The following is a 24,973-nucleotide window of genomic DNA, read 5'->3' as shown; positions in this document are numbered from 1 at the left end:
AGGGCCACACCATCATGATCCGATACCTGAAACGCGGCCGCACGGCCGAGGTCAAGACCGACGACGACGCCAAGGTGCGCGCCACGGTCGAAGGCATCATCCGCCACATCGAGCAAGACGGCGACGATGCCGTTCGCGAATACAGCCGCAAGTTCGACAACTGGGATCCCAGCGATTTCCGCTTGTCGCGCGACGAGATCGCAGCGGCACGCAAGCAACTGTCTGCCCGCGAAATCGAAGACATCGCATTCGCGCAAAAGCAGGTCCGCAACTTTGCGCAGATCCAGCGCGACTCGATGCAGGACGTGGAAGTCGAGACCTATCCCGGCGTGGTGCTGGGCCACAAGCACATCCCTGTGAATGCCGTGGGCTGCTACATCCCCGGCGGAAAGTACCCCTTGCTGGCCTCGGCCCACATGAGCGTGCTGACCGCGAAGGTCGCCGGCGTAAAACGCGTCGTGTCCACGGCGCCGCCGTATCAAGGCAAACCGCATCCGGCCATCGTCACCGCCATGGACATGGCGGGCGCCGATGAAATCCTGGTGCTGGGCGGCGTGCAGGCGGTGGTGGCCATGGCGGTCGGCACTCCCAGCGTGGCGCCGGTGGACATGCTGGTGGGGCCGGGCAATATGTTCGTGGCCGAGGCCAAGCGCCAGTTGTATGGCCGCGTGGGGATCGATCTGTTTGCCGGCCCCACCGAAACGCTGGTCATTGCCGACGACAGCGTCGACGGGGAATTGTGCGCCGTCGACCTGCTGGGCCAGGCGGAACATGGCCCGACCTCGCCTGCCGTGCTGCTGACCAATAGCGAAAAGCTGGCCAAGGACACGCTGGCCGAAGTCGAGCGCCAACTGACGGTGCTGCCCACGGCAGCCATCGCCCGGCAAAGCTGGACCGACTGCGGCGAAGTCATCGTGTGCGACACGCGGGAAGAAATGCTGCAGGTGGCCGACGAACTTGCATTCGAACACGTGCAGGTCATGACGCGCGAACCGGATTATTTCCTGAACAACATGAGCAACTACGGCGCGCTGTTCCTGGGGCCGCGCACCAACGTCAGCTTCGGCGACAAGGTCATCGGCACCAACCACACCCTGCCCACCAACCGCAATGCGCGCTACACCGGCGGCCTGTGGGTGGGCAAGTTCCTGAAGACCTGCACCTACCAACGCGTGCTGACCGACGAAGCCAGCGCGGCCATGGGCGAGTACTGCTCGCGCCTGTGCCATATGGAGAACTTCGCGGGGCACGGCGAACAGGCCAATATCCGAGTGCGCCGCTATGGCGGCCGCCCCGACCTGCCCTGGTATGAACCGGTAAAGGAACAGGCATGATCGAACTGCCTGCGGGCCCCAGTTTCCGGCTGGACGGTCAACGCGCGCTGGTGACGGGCGGCAGCGGCGGCATCGGGCTGGCCATCGCCGCCGCGCTGGGCCGCGCCGGCGCCCACGTCACGGTGGCGGCGCGCCGCCAGGGCGAGCTGCAGGACGTATGCGCGGCGCTCCGCGCGGAACGGGTGTCCTGCGATTTCGTCGTGCTGGACGTGACCCGGTCCGCCGACGTGGACGCCGCCGTCGCGGACGTGGCGCCATACGATATCCTGGTCAACAACGCGGGCATGAACCGGCCCGCGCCCCTGGTCGAGCAGACGGACCAGGACATCGATGCGGTATTCGACCTGAACGTCAAGGCCGCGCTGTACGTCAGCCGCGCAGTGGCGCGCCGGCTGCTGGCGGCGCGCCGGCCGGGTTCCATCATCAATATCTCGTCTCAGATGGGGTGCGTGGGCAGCCCGCGCCGCGTGCTGTATTGCGCCAGCAAACATGCCGTGGAAGGCATGACCAAGGCCCTGGCCTGGGAGCTGGGCGCCCATGGCATACGAGTGAACTCCATCTGCCCGACCTTTATCGAAACTCCCATGACGTCGGCCATGTTCGACGCGCCGGGCTTCCGGCAATGGGTGTGCGAACGGATTGCATTGGGCCGCGTGGGCCGTCTCGATGAAATCATGGGCGCCGCCGTGTTCCTGGCCAGCGGCGCGTCCAGCCTGATGACCGGCAGCGCCCTGATGCTCGACGGAGGCTGGACCGCCGCATGAAAACCGCTCCCCGCGCGCAGGACGTGGCCGACCTGGCACAGGTTTCCCAGTCGGCCGTCAGCCGCACCTTCACGCCAGGCGCAAGCGTGTCCGAAGAGATGCGACGCAAGGTGCTGGCGGCGGCCCAGCGCCTGGGCTACCGGCCCAACGCGCTCGCGCGCAGCCTGATCACCCGCCAGAGCCGCATCGTTGCGCTGGTCATGAGCTACCTGGAAAACCAGTTCTATCCGCTGGTGATCGAACGGCTGTCGCAGAAACTGCAGAAACAGGGCTACCACGTGCTGATGTTCATCGCGAACATCGACGAAGGGGCCGACGGCGTGCTGGCCGACATCCTGCAATACCAGGTCGACGGGATCGTGCTGGCGTCGGCGATGCTGTCGCCCACGCTGGCGAAAAGCTGCCTGGACGTGGGCGTGCCGGTCGTTCAGTTCAACCGCATATCGGACCTGGCCGGCCTGGCGCGCTACGCCACCGGTTCGGTCACCTCCGACAACGCCGCCGGCGGCCGGCTGGCGGCCGAGTTGCTGGTGGCGCGAGGCTACCGGCGCATCGCATTCCTGGCGGGGCTGGAAGACTCCTCGACCAGCATGGAGCGAGAGCGGGGCTTCAATCAGGCGCTGGCCGAGCTCGGCATGCGCGTGGCCTGCCGCGAGACAGGCAACTACAGTTTCGCGGGCGCACAGGATGCCGTGCGGCGCCTGTTCAACCGCGCCGACCGGCCGGACGCCGTTTTCGTGGCCAACGACCACATGGCGATCGCGGCCATGGATGTGCTGCGCCTGGAATTGGGCTTGCGCATCCCCGAAGACGTGGCCGTGATCGGCTTCGACGACGTACCGCAGGCGGCCTGGGGCTCGTACCAGCTGACCACCGTCCGCCAGCATGTGGAACCCATGGTCGACGCCGCGGTGACGCTGCTGCGCGAACGCATGCATGGCCAGGCTCCGGCGCGCGACATCGTGGTGCCGTGCGTGCTGGTCGAACGCAAGACGGTAAGGCCTGCCCCGTAACGCCTCCGGGGGGCTGCGCTGCCAAGCCATGCGCCTGCCGTGCAAGAGGCGCGGAGCAGCCCTCCGGACGCCTGTTCCCTCATGCTATTCTTGGCCGCCCGGCCGCCCTCCATCGCGCGTGCGGGGCAGAACCCAAGCCCGCCCTCTCTCATTCGGGGCCTTGGCCAGGAAGCAAATCATGGGAATCAACAAGGGCCACGAGTTCTCCCGGCGCGACATCTACGTGCGCTACGACTCCGAGGATGTCTCGTACCGCTGGGATCACCGGAAGGCGGAAATCCACGTCCGCTTCGACGGGGAAGCCGAATCTCCCGAACCGGTGCCGCACGACAACCGGCTGTTCAACGACGCACTGCGCTTCGGGCATGAGATCAGCCGTGAAGAATATGAAAGCGGGTGGCCGCCCAGGCCATAGCGCGACGGTCGAGCTTGCATGCTGCTGCCTGCATCTGGCCAGCCTGCGCAACGTCAGGATGAGGAAATGCCAACAGTTGAGCAAACCCATTTCAGCTATTCGTATGGACTGGTACAGAATCGCAATGTGTTTCGTGGTGTCGCGCAGATCGATAAATTGTCCGTGCAGGGCACGCCCAACGCCAGTCTGATCAAATCGGACGTCGCGTCCGGGCAGCGATCGGCGTTCCACCTGCCCTGGCAGTGCACGCGATTGGCAATCCAGAAAGTGCCTCGCGGAGCCGGAATCGAGCTCGTCTACATGGGGCCCGATGGACGCGTCGGATATGGCGGCGCCAACGGAGACAGCGAGTCGATGATCTGGCCCGCGAGCGGAGGGCCAGGCGCCCACGGGCTGCTACGCGACCTGAAGAGCATCGGCGATGGCGTCTATGCGGTCGGCATGGGGAGACAGGTATACCGGCGCAACATAGGCGGCGCATGGGAAAGACGGGACGCGGGCCTGCTCCAGGCTGGCGGGGTCATGGACGTGGCCGGATTCAACGCCATCCATGGCGTAGACGAATCTGATCTCTATGCGGTCGGATTCGCGGGCGAGGTATGGCACTGCCGCGAAGGTGCCTGGAACCAGCTGCGCAGCCCGACGGATGTCATTCTCAATGCCGTCCACGTGCTGCCGGACCGGCGTGCGGTGGTGGCGGGCATGAATGGGTTCCTGATGATGGGCTCTGCTGAAGGTTGGGAAATCATCGATACGGGATTGAACGGCCAGATTTGGGATGTCCATCACTTCAACGGCGCGACCTATCTGACCACCAATGAATGCCTCTACCGGCTGGACGCCGGCAGGGCGCCGCAGCCCGTGGAAATGAATCTGGGTAGGCTCCTGACCTTCGGCCAGCTGCATTCGGCGGACGGCGTCCTGCTGTCAACTGGACGCAAGCACCAATGCTGGACAGCCGACGGAGTCGTATGGCATTGCATCGCCTGACACGAATAACAGCGGTAATCGCCGTGCCTGGCCTTCCCTGTCTTATTGAGCGCCACCTGAAACCCGGACACGCGCAATGATCCTCAAGCCCCAGACACTGTTGGTGTCCATTCAATGCATTGCCGCCCGAACCCGGCAGCTCGTCCAGCAATTGAACAGCGGCGATCCCGCGAAGGCGGCGGAAATCGAGCAACTCCTCGTCGTCTATGACCTGGCGGCCGAAGAGCTGAAAGCCGCGTATGAATTGGCGTTGGAGCAATCGACGGGGCTGCCGCCATATGCGGAACTGGTGAAAGCGCCTGAGTGAAAATCGGGCCGGCACCCGGCCCCTGGCTTTCTCGCCTGGGAGCGGGTGCCGTTACATCACGCACGGCGCATGGTCCGCCGTCGGTTCGCGTCAAGGCCTGCGGTCGCCGAACAGGCTGCCGTCGACCAGCGGGTAGCCGGCCTCCGGCTTGTACCGGACCTTCCAGTTGGCCGGATCGCTGATGCGCCCGGCAAGCGCGGTAATGTCCTGCGTATCCAGCGGCCCCGAGTAGATGGCGCTGGTCTGGTTGGCGGGCGTGGTGACGAAGCGGAAAGCGGTGCCCGCGGCGTCCAGCGAGGGCGGGATGACATTGTCCTTGCCGCCGCCGAGCGTGATGCTGGCCAGGAAGGCGCCAACGCTGCTGATTTCCCCAGCGGCGCCGTCCCCGAGTCCGTCGATGACGGTGCCGGTCATGGCGTAGATGGTTTCTTCCTTGCCCAGGCCGCCAGGAGCGCCCATCGTAAAGCCGATATCGGTTTCCGGATTGCCAGTGACGTCGGTGGCGATGGTGACGATGGTACCGGCCGGCAGGTAGCGGTCGGCCGTCCAGTCCATGGCGGTTTCGTTGGTCAAACCCTCGAATTCCTGGATACCCGATTTGCCGCGGTCGCGGTCGGTGAACTGGATGCGGGTTCCGCCGTCCACGGCTTTCATCAGCATGAAGGCAAAGGCGTCAGGCGCTTCGGCGTTCGCGCCGACGAAAAGCACGTCGCCCGCGGCCAGTGGCGTGGGAACGCCGGCCGTGCGGAAATCCAGCGCCGTGCTGCCTTGCAGGCCGGGGTAGCCCTGGCCGGCGTGGCCGAGGATGGCGTCGGCATCGATCTCCACGTAGTAGCCCGTGCTGTAGTCCAGGGGCTTGGCGGGCTTGATGCTGACCTGGTTGTACTCGGCCTTGATGCGGTCCGGCGTCGCGCGGGCGGAGAACCGCTCCACCAGGGATCCGTCGGCGCGCCGCAAGGCGACGCTGCCCTGCCCCAGCGCGACTCCCTGGTCAAAACGGAACAGCAGGCGGGTATCGACGTTGACGCCCTGCCGGCCGTCGGCGGGCGTGCTGTCCGCCAGCGCCGGGCCCGTCTCGACGGTGCGCAGATCGGCCAGGTTGAAACTCACGCCCAGGAAACGTTGTTCGCCCTCGGGCAGGTCCTTGGCCGGGGTGCTCGTGCCGGCGAACACGGTGTCGCCGTTGTCCATCAGCAGCTGCACGGGCGTTCCCGCGGCGACTGGGCCGGCCGCTTCGACGATGGCTTCCAGGCTACCGCCGCTGGCGGCGCGCATGGTTTCGATGTTGTTGGCGATTTCACGCGGCGCGTCGGCCGCGACGCCGCTCCAGGCGTACAGCGCGAAGTTTCTAGCCGCCTGGCGGCTCGCGGCGCCGGCCGGGCCGGCCAGGATCAGGTACTGCCCATCCGTGCCCTGGGCCATGGAGCGGATGCCGCGTCCGCCCAGGTTGAGTTCGATGGGGGTGCCGAAGCCGGCCTGGCCGGCCTTGCCCGTCACCAGCTCCAGCGGGTTGAGCACCGGAATGATGAGTGCGCGGTTACGGACCTCGCCATCCATTTGCGGGGCGCGGAAGCCCAGCCACAGCGTTTTGCCGTCGGGGGCCGTGGCGGCGCCCTCGATGGCAAAACCGTCCACGCGTTCCGGCGCCAGGCCCGCGGCGCTGGATCGCGCCAAGCCGAAATGGTTGGCGCCCTGGCCGTGCTGGTTACCGCTGTCCCAGGCAACGAGCTGCTGCTCCAGCTGCGAGAACATGCCCACGTAGGAGAACTCGGTATCGCCGCCGCTGCCGCTGATCTCGACAGCGAACATATGGCCGCGTTCGGCGACGGCGTCTCCGCCATCCTTGCTATTGCCATGCGAGCCCAGGAAGAACGCCAGCTTGCCGATGAGGGTGCTGGATTCGACATCCAGTTCCTTGCCCAGCGCCGGGCCTTCGACCGAGAAGTCCCACTCCAAGACCGCCGCGCCGCCTTGGCGCGGGTAGACGCGCAGCACGTTCGCTTCGTCGTCGGCAACGACCATCCAGTTTGCATCCAGGGCGATGGCGGTCGACGCGTCGGCCGAGCCATGCTGGGTGCCGGCGTTGGGCTGGAACGTCCGTTCCGTGACCGGCGTATCGGTAACGGGAGGCTGCGTGACGGGCGGAGTGGTAACCGGCGGCACGCCGGTTTCGGGAGGATTGGAACTGTCGCTATCGTCATCGCCGCCGCAGGCGGTCAGCAGGCTGGCGACGAGGGCGGCTGCGAGCATGCTGCGGGGAAAGTGACGGCGGGTGCCCGTGGGGCTGAAAGGCTGGGACATTGCTTGCATGGCTCCTGATGGGAAGCCATGCAGGATAGGAAGATTTCGTTACGCGCCGGTGAATGGGAACGATCGCGCTTTCGATGCATGAGCCGGGGAGCCGATGTAAATTGCCTGCTCCGGCATCCTCAACCGAGAGCTATCCATGGCGACACGCGAACTGCATCGCGGGCGTTTGATTGACCACATAGGTCTCGTCGTCCGTGACCTGGCCGCCAGCAAGGCGTTCTATGGCGCCGTCTTCGAGGCCCTGGAGATTCCCGTGGGCGGCTCGGACGAGCACAACTTCTGGGCGGACGAGCTGTTCATCGGATCCTCCGATAGCGACGAAGTGGAAGGCGAGCTGACCGGGCGCCACCACCTGGCGTTCCAGGCCCGGGACCGGCCAATGGTGGACGCCTTCTACCGCGCCGCAATGGCGCATGGCGGCCGGGACAACGGCGCTCCGGGCGAACGCGCCTACCACCCCGGCTACTACGCCGCTTTCGTGCTGGATCCTGACGGCAACAACATCGAAGCCGTGTTCCATGGCGAATCCATCCGAAGCGCGGACTCGGTGCGGATCTCCCGGTGATCCGCGGCACGGGCGGCGCGCGGGATCAGACCGTGTCCTGATCCAGCCTGCGCACCGCGCTGCCCAGGGTCGACAGATCGAATTCCTTGCGGCCGCGCAGCAGGCAGCGCATCAGCACCGTCGTCACGACGGGCACCAGGGCGGCCAGCAGGAAGGACTCCAGCAGGTAGGTCGGCTTGTCGCCGGGCGCCGGGAAGTAGAACAGGCCTGCGGCCAGGCCGCTGATCGTGGCCGTGGTCGCCGTCAGCCCGTCGTGCTTGCGGCTGAACAGGCCATAGAACACGGGGAAAGCCGCCGCGGAACACAGCAGGTCGGCCAGCAGGAACAGGTAAAGCACGCTGTATCCCTGCGAAGCCACGATCATGACCGGGATGGCCATCAGCAGCACCAGCCAGCGCGCCAGGCGCTTCATGGTCATGGACCCGGCGTTGGGCATCAGGCGCCGCAGATCCACCGCGATGATGCTGGAGACGGCGCTGATCGCCGTGTCCGCGGTGCTCATCACGAGGGACAGGCCCAGCGGAATCAGGGCGATCACGAACCAGGCGGGCGCGTGCGGCATGATGACGCTGAAGAGCGCGATGGAACTGTCGCCTTGCGGCGCCAGCCCGACGAAGGCCAGGCCGAACAGGCCCATCAGGAAAATGAACGGCGCCACCAGCACGCCGCCCAGCAGGAAACCGTTGCGCATGGAGCGCGCATCGCGCGCGGCGTAGATGCGCTGCCAGTTGCCCTGGTGGAAGATGCCGGTCAGCAGGATGGCCACGAAAAACGTCAGCCCCGCCTTCACTCCCACCGGATCGCTCAGGTCCAGCAGCTGGGGAGCCTTGGCCCGCAGCGCCTCGATGGTCGGCAGCGCGCCGCCCGCCGCCTGCCAGCCGACCACGCACAGCACCACCAGCAAGGGCACGATCACCATCATCTGCACCTGATCGGTGAAGATCGACGAACGCAACCCGCCGTAGGTGGTATAGAGCAAGGTGGTGCCCATCACGATGGCGGCAGTCGCCCACAGGGGCACGGGCGCCAGCATGGTGACAAGCTTGGCGATCGCGGTGACTTCGGCCGACAGCGCGATGAAGAGGTAGAAAAGCATGATGAACAGCGCCAGGCCGTACATGGGCCGTCCGTAGCGCGCCATCAGGAATTCGGTCAGGGTGTGCCCGTGCGGGATCAGTTCGCGCATGCGGCGTCCCAGCGGAATCATCACCAGCCTCGGCGACATCGATCCCAGCGCGTAGCCGATCACCGCCGCCAGGCCGCCCCAGGTCGCTGCCTGGGCGGGTGAAAACAGGATCCACGCGCCCAGCGTGGACGCCATCAGGGTCAGGATCGTGCCGACGGGCCCCTGGCTGTTGCGGGCCACGATGTAGTCTTCCAGCGTGCCCCGCTTGCGCCGGGTATACAGGACGCTCGCCAGGGCGAAGCCGCCCGAGAACAGCAGCAGCCACATTAGGGCCACGGGTTGGGTCAGCATAAGAATCGGTCCTCCCGCTGCCGGCGTACGGCCGGACGCGCAACGCGCGGCCCCGCCCGACCAAGGGGGGCCGCAAAATGGATGGAAATTCAGGGAGGGCGCGCGAGTCTTGCGATGTCCTTCCCTTCGCCGGCATTACCCGGATCAGGTTCAAAGGGTTACCGCGGCGGCGCGGAATCTCAGCCCGTAAAGGGGCTCCCCCAGGAATTGCCGCAAGATTAGGAGAGCGGCGGGGCAATGTCAACGCATTTGCGCCGGGCGGCCGCCAGCTCCAGGACCGGCCATTTGTGCTAAGTTCGCCCGCGTGCGGCGCCCTTCGCGTGTCCACCGGCCGCCCAGCCGGGCCCGCCCCTGTCCATCGCCCGCCCTCGCCCGCAGCCTTACCGGGAACCGACCGCCATGTTGCATCTCAATCTGTTCATCTTCGCTTGTGGCCACCACCGCGCGGCCTGGCGCCATCCGGATTCCCCCGTCGAGCGCCTGGGCGATATCAGCTACTACGAGGAGCTCGCCCGCAGCGCGGAACGCGGCAAGCTCGACGCCATCTTCTTCGCCGACGGCCAATCCGTCGACAACATCGGCGACGGGCCGCGCTGGTACCTGGAACCGCTGACCACGATGGCCGCCCTGGCGCGCGCCACCAGCCGCATCGGCCTGATCAGCACCGTATCGAGCACCTTCTTCACGCCTTTTCACGCGGCCCGCATGGTCGCCTCGCTGGACCACATTTCCGGCGGGCGCATGGGCTGGAACGTCGTGACCTCCATGTTCGACGCGGAAGCTCGCAACCACGGGTATGAATCCATGCCGGGGCACGACTGGCGCTACGCGCGGGCGGAAGAGTTCGTCGACGTCGCGCTGCGGCTGTTCGACTCCTGGGACGAGGACGCGCTGTCGATCGACCGGGGCGGCTTCTATGGCGTGCCCGACCGCGTGCGCAAGATCGGCCACCATGGCGAGCATTTCCTGGTCGACGGGCCGCTGACCGTGCCGCGCCCGCCCCAAGGCCACCCGGTGCTGTTCCAGGCGGGCGCGTCGGACCAGGGCCGCGACCTGGCCGCGCGACGCGCCGAAGCCATCTACGCGGTCGCGTACGACCTGCCCGCCGCCCAAGCCTATTACCGCGACATCAAGCAGCGGGTTCTGGCCGCCGGCCGCAAGGCCTTCGTGCCGATCATGCCGGGCCTGGTGACGTACGTGGGTTCCACCGAGGCCGAGGCGCGGGCCAAGCAGCGCGAGCTGGACGAGCTGTTGCCCGCCGACGCGTCGCTGCGCCAATTGGGCATGTTCGTGCTGCAGGACTGCTCAGCCTGGGAGCTGGACGCGCCCGTGCCTCCCCTGCCCCCTCTGCCGGAATTCAAGGGGCCGAAGGGCCGCTACGCCACCATCCTGCGGATTATCGAAACCGAACGGCCCACCGTCCGCGAACTGCTGGGGCGGCTGGCGGCCGGCGGCGGCCACTGCACGATGGTGGGCACGCCTGAACAGATCGCCGACCGGATGGAGCATTGGTACCGCAACGAAGGGGCGGACGGCTTCAACCTGATGCCGCCCTCGCTGCCCGGCGGCATCGACGACTTCGTCGAGCATGTGATTCCCGTGCTGCAGCGCCGCGGACTGTTCCGCAAAGAGTACGAATATGCCACCCTGCGCGGCCACCTGGGCCTGGAGACGCCCCGGCGATAGCTGCCGCCCGCCGCTTGAAAACAGCGCACCCCGCCATTGGGTGGGATGCGCTTTTTGTTGCGCAGCGCCAAAAATCGGCGCAATGAAACAAAATACTCGACACACTTTATCAATATGTACGGGATTTTTGGCACCTGCTTTTCCCTTAGGCATCAATGCCTCGCGGAATAGGCATGGACGCATGGCCGGCGAAAGCCTCTGCACTGTTGTTGTTATGCAATAGAAGGTAGGTATTCTTATGTGAACGACGTTACTAAATTTAATGCATTAAGAAATTAGTCAGAGAGAGCCTGCTCTAATTCGGCCCCAATTAGTATATTTAGAACGATTACGTATTATTTGGTTTCATGCTTTCCGATCCACTTGCTAAGGTTAGGCCTGGTCTGTCTTCACCGCGCTGGAGGCAGGTGACTCAAGCCTTAGAACGGGATGTGACATGAAACTAACAAAAACCTTGCTCGCTGGCGCCATTCTGGCCGGTATGGCCGGCACGGCGTATGCCGAAACCTCAGTGACGCTGTACGGCATCGTCGACTTGGGCCTGACCTACCAACGCGGTAAAGTCGGCACGACCGATTCCAACCGCGGCCTGTACGGCGGCGACTACCGTTCCCGCGTGGGCATGAACGACGGCATCCAGAACGGTTCGCGCTGGGGTCTGCGCGGCACGGAAGACCTGGGCGACGGCCTGTCGGCGGTCTTCACCCTGGAAAGCGGCTTCACGGCCAATAACGGCAACCGTTCGCAAGGTGGCCGCATGTTCGGCCGCCAGGCCACTGTCGGCCTGAGCCACACCGAGTGGGGCCTGCTCGAACTGGGCCGCCAAACCAACATCGCGTCCAAGTACTTCAGCGACATCGATCCGTTCTCGCTCGACTACCTGAACGCCAACATGGGCATGACGTTCAGCGCCGCGAACACCGTCCGCTACGACAACATGGTCATGTACCAGACCCCCAACTGGAATGGCTTCCAGGGCGGCGTGGGCTACTCGTTCTCGACCGATGACGTCGAAGGCCCGACCGGCTTCAAGACCAAGGACAATAACCGCGCCTGGACCGCTGGCGTGAAGTACGACAACGGCCCCCTGAAGCTGGCCCTGACGTACGACGTGCAATACCGCAAGCCGAACCAACCGCAACCGCAGCAGTTCATCATCGGCGGCGCGTATGACTTCGAAGTGATCAAGGTGTCGCTGGCCTACGGCCGTTCCGAAGACGGCGTGTTCGCCGGCCAGGACTTCGCGCTGATGGGCGGCCGCCAACAGTCCGGCGGCATCGCTCGCGGCATCGGCTACACCAACGACCGCTTCACCTGGGACGGCCTGCGCATCAACTCGTACATGGTGGGCGTGAGCGCGCCGATCGGTGGCTCCAGCAACGTGTTCGCCTCGTGGCAACGCGCCGACCCCAACAAGAACCTGTACGCCATGGACGTGTACAGCCTGGGCTATACGTACGATCTGTCCAAGCGGACCAACCTGTACGCCCTGGCGTCCTACGCAGATGGTGCTGCGTTCATCAAGGGCGACAAGATCAGCACGCTCGGCGTCGGTATCCGCCATCGCTTCTAAGCAGGTCATGGGCTGCCCCAACTGAGCAGAGTCGGGGCGCCTCCTCATTTAGCCATCCGTTCATCGGATGGCTTTTTTTTCGCCGCGGGCCGGGGCCCCTAGCCGGCCTGCGAGGCCGGCTAGGGGCCCCGGCCCGCCGGGCGCCGCCGTCCGGACTGGCCTGGACGTCCGCCTGGACCGCGTCGCGATCCAGTCGTACAGCACGACGCCGGGGTAGCGCAGCAGCCCCGCCCCCAGCGCGCCGGCGGCGATGACCGCCGTTCCGATGAGGATTCCCGCCATCATGGCGCCTGCGGGTCCAACTGCAATTTGAGGATACGGCGCAGTTCCAGGATCGCCTCCGGCGTCTCCTGCACGCTATGCGAATAGGGGATGACCTTTTCCGATTGCGCGCCCTCCAGGTGCGCGCTGCGATAAGGCACCAAGCCATCGTCCGACTCCGCCAGCGGGACGCCGGGCGTGTCGTTCGCGATGATGCTGTGATAGCGTACCGACGGCGAAATCGGCATCCGGCCCGTCAGCAGCACATAGGGGTCTTTTTCGCTCAGGTTGTCCACGCCGTTGGGCACCCGCGCCGGGGATTCGGGCGGAGACGCGCCGTCCGCATCCGCCAGCCGGTTCAGCTTGGCGAACTGCCGGACCACGGCCGCGGGCAGCGTGATCAGGTTGGACAGCCAGCGCGACAGCGTGTTTTCGGCGAACGGCGTGCCCCGATGCGGCGCCGCGATGAACACGGCCCGCGTAATGCCGGGAAAGGCGTCAAAGCTCAGGATCGGGGCGAACTCCTCGCGCGCCTGCTCGAGCCGCTTGTCGTCCAGCCGGCCGCGGTCGCGCAGCGCGTCCCACAACACCGTGCCGGACGACGAGACCAGCAGCCGGCTCAGGACGCCGCCCATGCTGTGGCCGATGACCACGATGTCGCGCGAGGCCTGCGCGCCGCCGGCGGGATCGAAATGCGCCATCGTCTCGCTCAGGGCCTCGCGGATGGCGCGATTGTTCGTCGCCAACGGCGCGTTGGTCGGGTAATAGACCTGCCAGATCTGGTAATGCTGGCGCAGCGTTTCGTCCCCCAGCACCTCGTTGGCCATGTTGATCCAGGCTTCCGGGCTGCTCGCCAGGCCGTGCAGCATGATGATGGTGCGCCGGTCCGGATCGTAGGGCTGCAGCAGGTACACATGCGGCGCCGCGATGCCTTCTTCGCTGCCCAGCACGTTGCGCAGGGCCTGCGTGGCAAAGCCCGAGCGGGCCAGCCACAGGCCGTAGCCCGAGGTGAAGTTCGCGGCCAGCGGCACCTTGGTGCCGGCCAACTGCACGGCGTCGCGCTTGTAGGGATCGTACCCGGTCAGTGTCGCCTCCCGCGTCGCCATCACCTGCTCCAGCGTATCTCCGGGGAAGCTCAGGATCGCCGTCACGGCCGGGAACGGCGTTTCGCTGAACGGCGTCTTGAATGTATCGGCGTCATTCACGCGCCGGGCCGTGACCGCCACCAGTTCAGCGCCGAAGCCATCGCGGCGATACATGCTGCGCAGGCCCTGGAACGTCAGCGTGGACGCGGGCACCAGCTCATGCGGCAGCCGCCGGCCCTCGGCCAGCTTCACTTCCGACATCTCGCCCAGTACCTGCCACGGCCCCGCCGCCACCTTTTCTCCGGGCCCGGGCGAGCGGCCGCGATACTGCTCGAACAGCCGAGTGACGGCCTGCTGGACTGCATAGTTGTAGTAGTCGCGGACCTGGGTCTGCCTGTCCTCGAAGGCCCGGTCGCTGGGCGAGCGCGGCGTGAAGAACAGGTACGCATAGGCGGCCCGCGCGGTCTGCAGGTAGGCGTCCAGCAACCGGTCCCTGTCCTGCTGGCCGACAGGTCGTTGCTTCTCGATGGCCAGCGCGTCCGCCAGCCAGGCTTCGGACAGGGTGGCCAGGCGCCGCTCGCTGTCCAGTCCTTCCGTCGCGGTCAGCGCCTGGATGCAGGTATCGTGATCCTTGCGGCAGTCCGGCGCGTTCAGACCCAGCACGGCCATGGCCTCGCGCGCCGACGCGCTGAGCCGGCCCGTGGTGAGGACGTCGCCCCGGCGCTGGGCGATGTAGTCCTGCGTGCTGACGGACGACACCTTGACGCCCGCGCAACCGGCGCACAGTAAGACGGCAAGGAACGCCGCCGTCCGCGCCGCCATTCTCCCCCGGCGGCTCCCCCCTGCGATCATGGAAGGCTCCCGGCGGTTCGCGGCTGGCGGATAGCGCGGGAAAACGCCGTGGCGTCCGGCCCCGGCAAGGCCGGCCTGCCGATGAACGCCTGTTCACGCAAGGCCGCCAAAGGCCGGCCCCGATCCAGGCCGCCTTGCTCGTACAGGTATTCCGGCAGGTAGCCGGACAGCAGAATGCGGTAATCCATGGGCAGGCCGGGCACGATGGCGCGCACCATCCGATACACCAGCGTCGTGCAGTTGGCCGTGACCGTATGGTAGAAGCGCGGCGTATCGGCCAGTTCGTTGGCCGTGCGCACGTAGGACAGAAACAGCTCGCGCATCGCGGGCACGGGCATGCTGACGGGATACAGGGATACGCGTTCGGCGCGCGGCCCGGCGCGCACATAGAGGATGTCGCGCTCCTCCGCGGCGACGACGCTCAGTTCGAACTGCTTGAAGAAGCCGCCGATCTCCGAAAACTGCTCGCCGCGCTCTTTGCGGATCTCGACCGAGAACACGACATTGCGGCCGTCGGTAAACCCGAACGACACCAGCGTATGCGCGATCGCCGGGCTGCCCCAGTACGACAGGACCATGTCGACGGACGCGAGCGCGTCCAGGTCGTAGCTCCGGGTTTCCCAGCGCGCCACGTAGCGCGCGTCGGTATCGGGCTGCCAATCGAAGTTGCGCACGTTTTCCAGCGTGACGACAGACCCTGCCACGCCTCCTCGCAACGTCCGCGCCACGTCGTCGGCCCAGATCCGGTCATTGGACGGCGCCAGCGTCAGCCACCAGGCGCAAAGCGCAGCCAGGCCGATCAGATAGCCCCACAAGGCCAGCCGCGGCCGCCGCCGCCACAGTGCCACCGCCGCATAAAGGCACAGCCCGGCCCAGGCGAGCATCGCCACGCTTTTGACGGCCCCGCCCCCAGGCATCTGGTAACCCAGCGCCAGGCAACCCCACCCCGCGGACAGCACCAGCAGCACGGTGAGGATGGCGCGCCCCGCCCTCGCCAGGATGCGCGACATTACCTGGCTAGCCTGCGCCATATTGCTGCACGATTTCCAGGACGCCATTGATAACGAATTGCACCGCCATGCACACCAGCAGAAAGCCCATGATGCGCGAGATGGCCTCTACCCCGCCCTGGCCGATCACCGCGACGATGCGGCCGGCCGAGCGCAGACAGACCCAGAACAGCAGGCCCAGCAGCGTAAACACGATGACCGGCGTGATGGCGACCACCCACGGCGCATAGGAGGGCGTCACCGTCGCGTCGACCGACGCGGCTCCGCTGATGATCATGGCGATAGTGCCCGGCCCGGCGGTCCCGGGCAGGGCCAGGGGCACGAACGCGATGTTGGGCACTTGCCGGTTCGCCTGTGCGTCGGCGACGTCGGCTTCCGAGGCGCTTGCGTCGCCAGACGGAAACACCATGCTGAAACCGATGCTGGCCACGATCAGGCCACCCGCGATGCGCAACCCCGGGATCGAAATGCCGAAAGTGTGCATGATCCAGGCGCCGGCGTAATAGGTCACGACCATGATGGCGACCACGTAGAACGCCGCCTGCGTCACCTGGCGCTCGCGTTCCTTGTAGGGAATGTGCTGGCCCAGGGACAGCAGCAGCGTCATCGACGTCAGCGGGTTGGCCAGCGGCAGCATCAGGGCAAGCCCCAAACTCACCAGCTTGCCCAATTGAACCAGGTCGTCGGTCATGGCCGCCTCTTGTGCGTAAACGCGCAGCCCTGTGCCTAACAGCCGCGCGGGAAATTTTCAATTGTGTAATGTACTATACATTACACATACTGGCCCAAGCCGGAGAGCGGGTACATTAGCCCCGGCAACCTGGAGGCGGGAAGACGAAGTGAACACGGTTTCCAACGATACGGCGGCACGCCCGCTGACCAGCAAGGGCGAAGCGCGCCGCGAGCGCCTGCTCGAGGCGGCCACGCAATCGTTGCTGGAGCATGGATATGCCCAGACTTCCATCCAGCGCGTCTTGCGGCAAGCCGGCGGCTCCGCCGCCACCGCCTATCAGCTGTTCGGCAACAAAGAAGGCCTGCTGGCCGCGGTCCTGCAACATGAGCTGGACGGCCTGCGCGCCGCGGTGTTCCCGGCCGCCATGCTGACGCAACCCGTCGGCGCGGCGCTGCACGAGCTGTCCGTGCGCCTGCTGACCTACGCCCTCCAGCCCAAATCGGTCGCCCTGTACCGCTTGCTGATCTCGGAATGCCATCGCCTGCCGCAGCTCGCCGAAGCGCTGCGGATCGCGGTGGAAAAGCAGATCCACGCCCCACTCGAACAGTGCCTGCGCCAGGCGTGCGAACGGGGCGAACTGCGCATCGACGATCCTCGCCAGGCCGCGCTGACCCTGGGCGGCCTGATCAACGGCATCGCCGCCCATGCCCGCCTGTCCGGCGGCAGCGCCGACGGTCCCGATGCCGAACACCTGGCCACCTGCCGCTACGGCGTCGACACGCTGCTACGAGCCTTCCGAGCCTAGCGCGCCCCGTCAGCGCGCGGCCTGCCGCCCTCCCCCCGCCAGCATGGCGGCCGCCACCAAGATACATGCCGCGGCCAGCCACAGGTTGGCGCGCAGCCCCAGGGCGTCCACGCTGGGCACCCCGAGCAGCGAGCCGGCCGCAATCCCCAGGTTGAACACCGCCACGAAAAGCGAGGTGGCCGCTTCGACTGCGTCGGGCGCGGCCTTCATCATCCAGGTCTGCAGCGATACCGACACACCGCCGTACGCCAATCCCCAGATAACCAGCAGCGCTGCGGCCGCCGGACGGAACTGGCCCACTGCGCTGAAGAGCAGCAAGGTGGCCAGAAGGCTGGCCGCGATGGCCAGCAGCGTCGCGGCCGGGCGTTTGGCGGCGGCGCCGCCGACCAGAAAGTTGCCGGCCACGCCAGCCGCGCCGTAGGCAAAGAGTAGCGGACCGATCCAAGCCGGACCGAACGCCGCGTGGGACTGCAACAGCGGCCGCACGAAGGTGTAGGCCATGAAATGCCCCGCAACCAGGCACAGCGTAACGAGCAGCCCCAGCCGCAGCGCCGGATTGACCAGTTGCGACAGCAGCTGCCGAGCGCGCAGCGCGCGTTCAACGGGCAGCCGCGGCAGGCTCAAGGCGTTCAGGAGCAGCACGCCGAAGCACAAGGCCGCCATGGCGCCGAACGCGGCGCGCCACCCCGCCAGCCCGCCGATGAACGCCCCCAGCGGCACGCCCAGCACCGACGCCACCGCCACCCCGCCGAAAATGATGGAGGTGGCCAGTCCGACCGCGCCGGGCGCGACCAGCCTGGCCGCCAGGCCGCCCGCGACCGCCCACACGCCACCGATGCAGAATCCCACCAGCACCCGGGCAGCCAGGAACCACGGCATGCTCGGCGCCAGGGCGCTGGCGGCGTTGGCGCCCGCCAGCAGCGCCAGCAGGCCGCAAAGAATGGCGCGCCGGTCCACGCGCTTCGCCCCCAGCACGACCAGCGGCGCGAACAGCGCCGCCAGGATCGCGGGCACGAACAGCATGAAGCCGCCCATGCCCACCGACACGTCCAGCGCGGCGGTGATGGGAACGAACAGCCCTACCGGCAGCATTTCGGTGGTGACGACGCAGAAAGTGGCCATGCCGACGGCCGCGACGGCCAGCCACGGGCGCCTTGCGCCCTGGTCCTGCAGCGGTTCGGAGGAGTGGGCGCCGGGAATGGCGCCGTTCTGCTGGGGGATGCTGCGGGTCATGAGGGGAGATTCCATGAAAAGCCCGTTGCGGGCCGACCCTTACGCACTCTACTGTTTCCAATCAACTGATAAAGTAGGCATAACGAGAAACATAAGGGACGAATCGTGCGTAATCCATCCTTACCGGTGGCCCGCCTGGATCACGTTGGGGACCTGCTTGCCTTCGTGCGGGTGGCGGACGCGCAGAGCTTTACCGCGGCCGCCGAGAAGCTGGGGCTGTCCCGTTCCGCCATCGGCAAGTGCATTGCCCGCCTGGAGCATGGCCTGGGCGCAAGGCTGCTCCATCGCAGCACCCGCAGCGTCAGCCTGAGCGACGAGGGCCGCGTCTTCTACGAACACGCGCTTCGCATCCTGGCCGAAGTGGAGAACGCGGCCGATGCGATGGACAGCCGCAAGCAGGCGCCCCGGGGACGGCTGCGCATCGACCTGCCGGTGTCCCTGGGCCGGCTGCACCTCATGCCGCTGCTGCGCGGCTATCTGCGCGAATGGCCGGAGGTAGAAGCGGACGTCAGTTTCTCGGACGACTACACCGACCTGGTGCGCGACGGCGTGGACGTCGCCGTCCGAATCGGCGGCGACACGGACAGCCGGCTGGTGCGCCGCGTGCTGGCGCCGCACCGGCTGATCACCTGCGCCTCGCCCGCCTACCTGGAACGGCACGGCGCCCCGGCCACGCCGGACGACCTGGCCCGCCACCAGACCATGGCTTTCTCCCATGCCGGAGCGCTGGTGCCCTGGCGCTATTCGATCAATGGGCAGGAACGCCTGGCCCAGGTGGGCGGACGCCTGCGGCTGGGCAATACCGAAGCCTTGCGCGACGCCGCCCTGGCGGGCGAAGGCATAGTGCAGCTGGGCGCTTTCCTGGTGGGCGCGGACCTGCGCGCCGGGCGGCTGCAGCCCGTGCTCGAATCCGTTGCGCCGCCAGGCGCGCCCGTCTGCGCCGTGTATCCCCACCGCCGCCACCTTGCGCCCAAGGTCCGCGTCCTGCTCGACCGTGTAGCGCAGGCGTGGAGCGCCGGCCCGCCCTGGGACATTGGCGCGGCGCAGCAGCCGCGCTGATTTACATCGTCCTTTATGATATTGAATATTGCAGTTCGTTATGCAATACCGGATACCCAAGGACGCTGCCTAGCATATCCCTGCCTGCCGCCCGCGGCGTCCCGCCTTTTCCCCCGGAGTCTTTCTTGAGCGATATTTATCAATTCAGCCGCGGCACCGCCCCGCTGCTGGTTTCCATCCCCCACCTGGGCAGCCTGATCCCCGATTCGCAGCGCGCGCAGATGACGCCCCTGGGCCTGCAATCCGGCGATACCGATTGGCACCTGGACACGCTGTACCGCTTCGCCGAGGCCATGGGCGCCTCGATCCTGGGCGCGCGCTATTCGCGCTACGTCGTGGACCTGAACCGTCCTCCCAACGACGAAAGCCTGTATCCCGGCCAGACCAAGACGGGCCTCTGCCCGGCCCAGACGTTCCGCGGCGAAGCCCTCTACCAGAACGAGGCCGTCCTGACCGACGCCGAACGCGCCCACCGGCTGCAAACCTATTGGCAGCCCTACCACGCCAAGCTGCGCGAGGAACTGGACCGCATCAAGGCCGAGCACGGCACGGTGCTGCTCTGGGAAGCCCATTCCATCGCCAGCGTGCTGCCGCGCCTGTTCGAAGGCAAGCTGCCCGACCTGAACATCGGCACCTCCGACGGCGCCGCCTGCGCGCCCGACATCCTTGCACAAGTCGAAGACGGCCTGCGCGGCTGTTCCGCCTATACCTGGGCCGTCAACGGCCGCTTCAAGGGCGGCTACATCACGCGCCACTACGGCGCGCCGGCCGACAACGTCCACGCCATCCAGCTGGAGATGTGCCAGTCCACCTACATGGACGAAACGTATCCCTACGGCTATCGCGCGGACCTGGCGGAGAAAGTGATTCCCGTCGTGGAAGGCCTGGTGCAAGCCGCCCTGCGGCAAACCCGCGCGCGCCAGCGCTGAGTTTCCGTCCATTTCCGCGCGGCTCCAGGCGATGAACCGGTTTACGTTCAACACCACGGAAAACTATCCGGAGTGGAACCTGCTGCTGACCTGGGTGGCGGTGGTGGAGTCTGCGTCCGTCTCCGGCGCGGCCCGTCTGCTGGACCTGTCGCAGGCCGCGGTGTCGCAGCGCGTCAAGCAACTGGAGGCCGCGATGTCCACCGTGCTGCTCGACCGCAGCACCCGGCCGGCGCGGCCCACGCCCGCCGGCGAGCTGCTGTTCGACCACGCCGCCCGCCTGCTGGCGCAGGCCGGCGACATGACGGAAAGCGTGCGCAACCTCAGCCGGGCCAAGCGCAATATCGTCCGTTTCGGCTGCGTGGATTCCTTCGCGGGCACTCTGGGCCCAACGCTGATCCACGGCCTGTCCGGTGCATCGCGCCAGATCCGGCTGTGGTCCGGCATCACACCGGTGCTGGACAAGCAGCTCGAAGACCGCCAGCTGGATCTGGTCGTGACCACCAGCGCCTCGGCCGGCAAGCCCCAGATCCGCAAGTACAGCCTGTTCAGCGAGCCCTACGTGCTGATCGTGCCACGGACGATGAACATGGAGAAGATCGAGTCGCTGAAGGAGCTGGGCAGGCGGACGCAATTCATCCGCTACAGCGCCCGCTCCTTCATCGGCGCCGAGATCGATCGCCTGATCGAGGCCCACGGCGTCGCGATCGAACGCACCTTCGAGTTCGACAACACCGATCCGCTGCTCAGCCTGGTCACCGCGGGGCTGGGCTTCGCGATCAGCACGCCGCTGTGCATCTGGCAGTCGCGCCATTTCGTGGAGCAGCTGCGGGTGCTGCCGCTGGCGCCCTACCTGGGCCCCGCGCGCGGCGACGGCGGCAACCTGTCGCGCACGCTCTACCTGGCCGCGCGCCAGCAAGAAGTCGGCAAGCTGCCTGCCGAGGCCCGGGACGTGATCCTGATGGCGATGGAACGCCTGATCCAGAAAGACATCGCCCCGGCGCTGGGTCTGCCGCCCGCTACGCTGTGGCGCAGCGCGCGGCGCTGACCCTCTCCGGCGCCTGGGCGTCAAGGCCTCAAGGCAAGGCCGCCGTCAAGGCCGGGACCGCCTCGAACAGATCGCCGACCAGCCCGTAGTCCGCCACGCCGAAGATCGGCGCGTCGGCATCCTTGTTGATGGCTACGATGGTCTTGGAATCCTTCATGCCCGCCAGATGCTGGATAGCTCCCGAAATCCCGACGGCCACGTACAGCTCCGGCGCCACGATCTTGCCGGTCTGGCCCACCTGCCAGTCGTTTGGCGCGTAGCCGGCGTCGACCGCCGCCCGCGACGCGCCCAGGGCCGCGCCCAGCTTTTCCGCCAGCGGATCCAGCAGCTTGAAGTTCTCGGCGCTGCCCAGCCCGCGCCCGCCCGACACCACCGCCCGCGCGCTGCCCAGGTCGGGCCGCTCGGACACGGCGATCTCGCGGCTGACGAAACGCGCCCGGCTGCAGCAAGGCGCGGCTTCGACCGTCTCTATCCCGGCATTGCCGCCTTCGGCCGGCGCAGGATCGAAGGCGGTGGGACGGATCGTCGCCACCACCACCGGATAGCCGCTGCGCACGGTTTCGATCGCGTTGCCAGCGTAGATGGGGCGCTTGAACGTATCGGGGGCCAGCACCTGGATCACATCGGAGACCTGCGCCACGTCCAGCAGCGCAGCAACGCGCGGGGCCACGCTCTTGCCCTGGGCCGTGGCCGCCATGAACAGATGGGAATAGCCGCCAGCCATCGCCACGGCCTGCGCCGCCACGCTTTCCGCCAGGCCATCGGCCAGATGCTCCGCCTGCGCCAGCAGCACCTTGGCCACGCCGCCGGCGCGGGCGGCCGCCTCGGCCGCCAGCCGCGCGTCCGCGCCCGCCACCAGCACGTGCACCGGCATGTCCAGCCGGCCGGCGGCGGCAATCGCGTTGAACGTGGCGCCGTTCAGCGCGCGCCCGTCGTGTTCGGCAATAACGAGTACCGTCATCAGATCACCTTTGCTTCGTTCTTGAGTTTGTCGAGCAGCGCGGCCACGTCGGCCACCTTGACACCTGGCGCGCGCGGCGCCGGCGCCTCGACGCGCAGCGTCTCCAGGCGGGACACGGGGTCCACATCCAGGGTTTCCGGCGTCTCGGTATCCAGCGGCTTCTTCTTGGCCTTCATGATGTTGGGCAGCGTCACGTAGCGCGGCTCGTTCAGGCGCAGGTCGGCCGTGATCACGGCCGGCAGCGTCAGATCCAGCACTTCCAGCCCGCCGTCGACCTCGCGCGTTACGCGGGCCGTGCCGCCTTCGATCCGGATATCGCTCGCGTTCGTGGCCTGGGGCCAGTCCAACAGGGCCGCGAGCATCTGGCCGGTCTGGCAGGCATCGTCGTCGATCGCCTGTTTGCCCAGGATCACCAGGGCCGGCTGTTCCTTGCGCACGACGGCGCACAGCAGCTTGGCCACCGCCAGCGGCCGCAGCGCGGCGTCGGTCTGGACCAGCAGGCCCCGGTCGGCGCCGATCGCCAGCGCCGTGCGCAGCGTTTCCTGCGATTGCGCAGTGCCGCAGGAAACGGCGACGACCTCGCTTGCCGCGCCCTGCTCTTTCAGGCGCACGGCGGCTTCGACTGCGATCTCGTCGAACGGGTTCATCGACATCTTCACGTTGCCGATGTCGACGCCGCTCTGGTCGGCCTTGACGCGCACGTTGACGTTGTGGTCAACCACGCGCTTGACCGCGGCAATTACCTTCATGAAAACCTCCAGGACAAAAGAATCACATGCGCCCGCGGAACCGCCGGACCCGGCACGCGGCGCAAACGGTTTCAGGTACAGGCCTGCGCGGCGATCCGGATATCCAGCGCCACGGCAGCGAGGCCGCCGGCCGGCGGGCCAACCTCGGGGGTGAACGCCGCGCCGGCGTCGCCGTCGGCCTCCACCAAGACAAACTCCCCCGCCGCCAGCGGCGCGTCCACCCCCTCGCCGCGCAGGCGGCCAGGACGCAGCGCCACCACCAGCCGTATCGTCCGCGCCGGGCCGCGCAGCCCGCCCGCCGACAGCGCCGCGGCCATTACTCCGATGGCGTGCACGCGGGCCGACGCCGCGCCACGCAACACGAACAGGTTCAACACGCGCACCGGCTCGCCCAGCAGACGGGACTGGAAGGCTGCCTCGCCCGCGAATCCGGCGGGCACCCCGTGCCGGAGCAGGACCGGCGCGCCCTCGCCGCGCAATTCCACGCCCTGCCCCGACAGCACGACCGATACGCGGTCATAGCCGGGAAAGCGGGAATACGGGCCATCGCGATCGATATCGGCGATGCTGACGCGCCAGCGCTTGGCGCCGTCCGCGGCCAGCGTGCGGGTCGAGCCCGCTCCGTTCTTCCAGGGCTCGGGCGGCAGCGCAACCCAGTTGACGGGCCCGGCGGGCGCGGGATCAGGACACTGCGCCAAGGCCGTACTTCCCGGTAAGCAGCGCGCCGCTCTGGAAACGGCCGATGCCGTACGGCGCGAGCGACACATCGGTAGGCAGGCCCAGCGCTTCCTGCGCCAGCACCCGGCCCACGGTAGGCGACAGCTTGAAGCCATGGCCCGAGAAGCCGAATCCCACGATCAGGCCGGCCACGCCGCCGACGCGGCCCAGCACGGGATTCCAGTCGGGAGTGACGTCGTACACCCCCGTCCAGGAAGAGGCCAGGCCGGCCGTCTCGTACGCGGGGAAGCGCTCGGCCACCTGGGCGCCGACCTCGGCAACGTAGTCCAGCGGAATGTCGCCCTGCTCGGTCTCGCTTTGCTGCAGCTTTTCGCCGACGACGCCCTCGCTCACCAGCATCTGGTTGCCGCCATAGCTGCGGCAGTACAACATTCCCGGCGACGCCAGGTCCTTGTAGACGGGCATGGAATAGGTATAGGGCGCCTGCTCGCACTCCAGCGCCAGCACGGCGTGGCGCTCCGGCACGACGGGCATGGGCACGCCCGTCCAGGCCGCCAGTTCCGACGTCCAGATGTTCTGCGTGCTGATGACGAGCGGGCTGGCGTAGTCGCCTTCCGAGGTGGACACTCCAGCGACCCGGCCGTTCTCGACCAGCAGGCCCCGCACGTCGACGTTCTCGCGGATGGTGACGCCGCGGCGGCGCGCGCCGCGCGCGAAGCTGGTGGCCACGAGATAGGCGTCGGCGAAGCCCGCATCGGGCTCGAAACCGATCAGCGCGGCATCGTCGAACGACGCTATCGGCAGCAGTTCCCGGGCCTGGGCGGGGGTCAGCATTTCCAGCGCGATGCCCTGCCGCACCTGTTGCGCCAGGGCGCTGCGCAGCGGCTCCAGCTTGCCGTCGTTCGCCGCGCTGATGAGATAGCCGCACTTGACCAGGCCGCACGAGGCCTCTTCGTCGCCGACATAGTTGGCGAAATCGTTGAACACGCCCCACGAGCGCTGCGCCAGCTCCACGTTCTCGCGCACCGAGTAATGCGTGCGCAGAATGCCGGAGGACTGCGATGTAGTGCCCGCGCCGATCGTCGCCCGATCAAGCACCAGCACGTTCTTCGCACCGAGCTCCGCAAGGTGGAAGGCCACGGAACTGCCGATCACGCCGGCACCAATCACGATCACGTCATAGCTTTTCAAGACAAGGC

23 protein-coding genes and 1 riboswitch are annotated in these 24,973 nt (G+C 67.1%); of the genes, 13 read left to right on the top strand and 10 right to left on the bottom strand.

Going from position 1 to position 24,973, the window contains the following annotated elements; all coding sequences use genetic code 11:
* The first annotated feature begins 14 nt into the window (after positions 1-14).
* The 6 genes from hisD to JL37_RS16990 all read left to right on the top strand — a co-directional run bounded on the left by hisD (position 15) and on the right by JL37_RS16990 (position 4,823).
* Entirely contained in the window at positions 15-1,334 is a 1,320-nt protein-coding gene (gene hisD, locus JL37_RS17015; RefSeq protein WP_043545559.1) for a histidinol dehydrogenase, read from the top strand.
* Positions 1,331-2,098: an SDR family NAD(P)-dependent oxidoreductase gene (locus JL37_RS17010; protein ID WP_043545556.1), complete on the top strand. Its 768-nt coding sequence runs from the start codon at positions 1,331-1,333 to the stop codon at positions 2,096-2,098. Before hisD ends, JL37_RS17010 begins: the two co-directional genes overlap by 4 nt.
* Positions 2,095-3,111 carry a LacI family DNA-binding transcriptional regulator gene (locus JL37_RS17005; protein WP_043545553.1) on the top strand — a complete coding sequence of 339 codons (1,017 nt, stop codon included), beginning with the start codon at positions 2,095-2,097 and terminating at the stop codon, positions 3,109-3,111. The genes JL37_RS17010 and JL37_RS17005 overlap by 4 nt, the downstream gene beginning before the upstream one ends.
* Before the next feature lie 178 nt (positions 3,112-3,289).
* Positions 3,290-3,526, top strand: coding sequence for a hypothetical protein (locus JL37_RS17000; RefSeq protein WP_043545550.1), 237 nt, complete (start codon positions 3,290-3,292; stop codon positions 3,524-3,526).
* Between the two features lie 18 nt (positions 3,527-3,544).
* Positions 3,545-4,516 carry a hypothetical protein gene (locus JL37_RS16995; RefSeq protein WP_197064621.1) on the top strand — a complete coding sequence of 324 codons (972 nt, stop codon included), beginning with the start codon at positions 3,545-3,547 and terminating at the stop codon, positions 4,514-4,516.
* Between the two features lie 76 nt (positions 4,517-4,592).
* A complete protein-coding gene (locus tag JL37_RS16990) occupies positions 4,593-4,823 on the top strand; it encodes a hypothetical protein (protein ID WP_043545546.1) in 231 nt (76 codons plus the stop codon).
* A gap of 90 nt (positions 4,824-4,913) precedes the next feature.
* Here the strand turns inward: JL37_RS16990 and JL37_RS16985 are convergent, their stop codons facing one another.
* The gene (locus JL37_RS16985; RefSeq protein WP_043545543.1) at positions 4,914-7,124 is read right to left on the bottom strand and encodes an Ig-like domain-containing protein; all 2,211 of its coding nucleotides are present in this window, start codon (positions 7,122-7,124) and stop codon (positions 4,914-4,916) included.
* Between the two features lie 145 nt (positions 7,125-7,269).
* On the opposite strand from JL37_RS16985, the gene JL37_RS16980 reads away from it, so the two are divergent.
* The gene (locus JL37_RS16980) at positions 7,270-7,698 is read left to right on the top strand and encodes a VOC family protein (protein ID WP_043545541.1); all 429 of its coding nucleotides are present in this window, start codon (positions 7,270-7,272) and stop codon (positions 7,696-7,698) included.
* A gap of 25 nt (positions 7,699-7,723) precedes the next feature.
* Here JL37_RS16980 and JL37_RS16975 read toward each other — a convergent pair whose 3' ends face one another.
* A complete protein-coding gene (locus JL37_RS16975; protein ID WP_043545540.1) occupies positions 7,724-9,175 on the bottom strand; it encodes a sodium:solute symporter family protein in 1,452 nt (483 codons plus the stop codon).
* A 104-nt stretch (positions 9,176-9,279) separates the two neighbouring features.
* A riboswitch (TPP riboswitch) is annotated at positions 9,280-9,387 on the bottom strand.
* 187 nt (positions 9,388-9,574) lie between these two features.
* Between JL37_RS16975 and JL37_RS16970 the strand changes: the two genes are divergently transcribed.
* Positions 9,575-10,861 (top strand): LLM class flavin-dependent oxidoreductase, encoded by a 1,287-nt coding sequence (locus JL37_RS16970; RefSeq protein WP_043545536.1) that lies wholly within the window; start codon positions 9,575-9,577, stop codon positions 10,859-10,861.
* 436 nt (positions 10,862-11,297) lie between these two features.
* Complete coding sequence (locus JL37_RS16965; protein ID WP_043545532.1) at positions 11,298-12,434, top strand: porin; 1,137 nt, start codon at positions 11,298-11,300, stop codon at positions 12,432-12,434.
* A gap of 281 nt (positions 12,435-12,715) precedes the next feature.
* Here the strand turns inward: JL37_RS16965 and JL37_RS16955 are convergent, their stop codons facing one another.
* The 3 genes from JL37_RS16955 to JL37_RS16945 all read right to left on the bottom strand — a co-directional run bounded on the left by JL37_RS16955 (position 12,716) and on the right by JL37_RS16945 (position 16,333).
* Positions 12,716-14,539: a triacylglycerol lipase gene (locus tag JL37_RS16955; protein WP_231570367.1), complete on the bottom strand. Its 1,824-nt coding sequence runs from the start codon at positions 14,537-14,539 to the stop codon at positions 12,716-12,718.
* Positions 14,540-14,628: 89 nt separating this feature from the next.
* Complete coding sequence (locus tag JL37_RS16950; protein ID WP_231570366.1) at positions 14,629-15,642, bottom strand: DUF4105 domain-containing protein; 1,014 nt, start codon at positions 15,640-15,642, stop codon at positions 14,629-14,631.
* 7 nt (positions 15,643-15,649) lie between these two features.
* Entirely contained in the window at positions 15,650-16,333 is a 684-nt protein-coding gene (locus tag JL37_RS16945; protein ID WP_043545524.1) for a MarC family NAAT transporter, read from the bottom strand.
* 148 nt (positions 16,334-16,481) lie between these two features.
* Here JL37_RS16945 and JL37_RS16940 point away from each other — a divergent pair, with 148 nt between their 5' ends.
* On the top strand, positions 16,482-17,120 hold the full coding sequence (locus tag JL37_RS16940) for a TetR/AcrR family transcriptional regulator (RefSeq protein ID WP_043545522.1): 639 nt from the start codon (positions 16,482-16,484) through the stop codon (positions 17,118-17,120).
* A gap of 9 nt (positions 17,121-17,129) precedes the next feature.
* Here the strand turns inward: JL37_RS16940 and JL37_RS16935 are convergent, their stop codons facing one another.
* Positions 17,130-18,353 (bottom strand): MFS transporter, encoded by a 1,224-nt coding sequence (locus tag JL37_RS16935; protein WP_052097296.1) that lies wholly within the window; start codon positions 18,351-18,353, stop codon positions 17,130-17,132.
* Between the two features lie 105 nt (positions 18,354-18,458).
* Here JL37_RS16935 and JL37_RS16930 point away from each other — a divergent pair, with 105 nt between their 5' ends.
* From JL37_RS16930 to JL37_RS16920, 3 genes are all read left to right on the top strand, one after another.
* The gene (locus tag JL37_RS16930) at positions 18,459-19,412 is read left to right on the top strand and encodes a LysR family transcriptional regulator (protein WP_081955099.1); all 954 of its coding nucleotides are present in this window, start codon (positions 18,459-18,461) and stop codon (positions 19,410-19,412) included.
* Positions 19,413-19,537: 125 nt separating this feature from the next.
* On the top strand, positions 19,538-20,341 hold the full coding sequence (hutG, locus tag JL37_RS16925; RefSeq protein ID WP_043545516.1) for an N-formylglutamate deformylase: 804 nt from the start codon (positions 19,538-19,540) through the stop codon (positions 20,339-20,341).
* Positions 20,342-20,372: 31 nt separating this feature from the next.
* Positions 20,373-21,386, top strand: coding sequence for a LysR family transcriptional regulator (locus JL37_RS16920; RefSeq protein WP_043545515.1), 1,014 nt, complete (start codon positions 20,373-20,375; stop codon positions 21,384-21,386).
* A 28-nt stretch (positions 21,387-21,414) separates the two neighbouring features.
* On the opposite strand, the gene JL37_RS16915 is transcribed toward JL37_RS16920, so the two are convergent.
* From JL37_RS16915 to JL37_RS16900, 4 genes are all read right to left on the bottom strand, one after another.
* On the bottom strand, positions 21,415-22,347 hold the full coding sequence (locus JL37_RS16915; RefSeq protein ID WP_043545512.1) for an electron transfer flavoprotein subunit alpha/FixB family protein: 933 nt from the start codon (positions 22,345-22,347) through the stop codon (positions 21,415-21,417).
* Positions 22,347-23,096, bottom strand: coding sequence for an electron transfer flavoprotein subunit beta/FixA family protein (locus JL37_RS16910; RefSeq protein WP_043545510.1), 750 nt, complete (start codon positions 23,094-23,096; stop codon positions 22,347-22,349). The genes JL37_RS16915 and JL37_RS16910 overlap by 1 nt, the downstream gene beginning before the upstream one ends.
* Positions 23,097-23,167: 71 nt before the next feature.
* Entirely contained in the window at positions 23,168-23,794 is a 627-nt protein-coding gene (locus tag JL37_RS29755; protein WP_052097294.1) for a HutD family protein, read from the bottom strand.
* Positions 23,778-24,965 (bottom strand): FAD-binding oxidoreductase, encoded by a 1,188-nt coding sequence (locus tag JL37_RS16900; protein WP_043545508.1) that lies wholly within the window; start codon positions 24,963-24,965, stop codon positions 23,778-23,780. Before JL37_RS16900 ends, JL37_RS29755 begins: the two co-directional genes overlap by 17 nt.
* Between the last annotated feature and the right edge of the window lie 8 nt (positions 24,966-24,973).

The sequence above is a fragment of the Achromobacter sp. RTa genome (assembly GCF_000757485.1).
Lineage (GTDB): Bacteria > Pseudomonadota > Gammaproteobacteria > Burkholderiales > Burkholderiaceae_B > Achromobacter.
The sequence above is the reverse complement of the archived record's forward strand: the minus strand, read 5'-3'. Positions and strand labels throughout refer to the sequence as shown.

Excerpts from the sequence above, each read along its gene's own strand:
- JL37_RS16975 (WP_043545540.1), bottom strand. The coding sequence starts at position 9,175 with ATGCTGACCCAACCCGTGGCCCTAATGTGGCTGCTGCTGTTCTCGGGC.
- JL37_RS16950 (WP_231570366.1), bottom strand. The coding sequence starts at position 15,642 with ATGTCGCGCATCCTGGCGAGGGCGGGGCGCGCCATCCTCACCGTGCTG.
- hisD (WP_043545559.1), top strand. The coding sequence starts at position 15 with ATGATCCGATACCTGAAACGCGGCCGCACGGCCGAGGTCAAGACCGAC.
- JL37_RS16980 (WP_043545541.1), top strand. The coding sequence starts at position 7,270 with ATGGCGACACGCGAACTGCATCGCGGGCGTTTGATTGACCACATAGGT.
- JL37_RS16995 (WP_197064621.1), top strand. The coding sequence starts at position 3,545 with ATGCTGCTGCCTGCATCTGGCCAGCCTGCGCAACGTCAGGATGAGGAA.
- JL37_RS17005 (WP_043545553.1), top strand. The coding sequence starts at position 2,095 with ATGAAAACCGCTCCCCGCGCGCAGGACGTGGCCGACCTGGCACAGGTT.
- JL37_RS16965 (WP_043545532.1), top strand. The coding sequence starts at position 11,298 with ATGAAACTAACAAAAACCTTGCTCGCTGGCGCCATTCTGGCCGGTATG.
- JL37_RS16935 (WP_052097296.1), bottom strand. The coding sequence starts at position 18,353 with ATGACCCGCAGCATCCCCCAGCAGAACGGCGCCATTCCCGGCGCCCAC.
- JL37_RS17010 (WP_043545556.1), top strand. The coding sequence starts at position 1,331 with ATGATCGAACTGCCTGCGGGCCCCAGTTTCCGGCTGGACGGTCAACGC.
- JL37_RS16910 (WP_043545510.1), bottom strand. The coding sequence starts at position 23,096 with ATGAAGGTAATTGCCGCGGTCAAGCGCGTGGTTGACCACAACGTCAAC.
- JL37_RS17000 (WP_043545550.1), top strand. The coding sequence starts at position 3,290 with ATGGGAATCAACAAGGGCCACGAGTTCTCCCGGCGCGACATCTACGTG.
- JL37_RS16915 (WP_043545512.1), bottom strand. The coding sequence starts at position 22,347 with ATGACGGTACTCGTTATTGCCGAACACGACGGGCGCGCGCTGAACGGC.
- JL37_RS16945 (WP_043545524.1), bottom strand. The coding sequence starts at position 16,333 with ATGACCGACGACCTGGTTCAATTGGGCAAGCTGGTGAGTTTGGGGCTT.
- JL37_RS16985 (WP_043545543.1), bottom strand. The coding sequence starts at position 7,124 with ATGTCCCAGCCTTTCAGCCCCACGGGCACCCGCCGTCACTTTCCCCGC.
- JL37_RS16920 (WP_043545515.1), top strand. The coding sequence starts at position 20,373 with ATGAACCGGTTTACGTTCAACACCACGGAAAACTATCCGGAGTGGAAC.
- JL37_RS16990 (WP_043545546.1), top strand. The coding sequence starts at position 4,593 with ATGATCCTCAAGCCCCAGACACTGTTGGTGTCCATTCAATGCATTGCC.
- JL37_RS16970 (WP_043545536.1), top strand. The coding sequence starts at position 9,575 with ATGTTGCATCTCAATCTGTTCATCTTCGCTTGTGGCCACCACCGCGCG.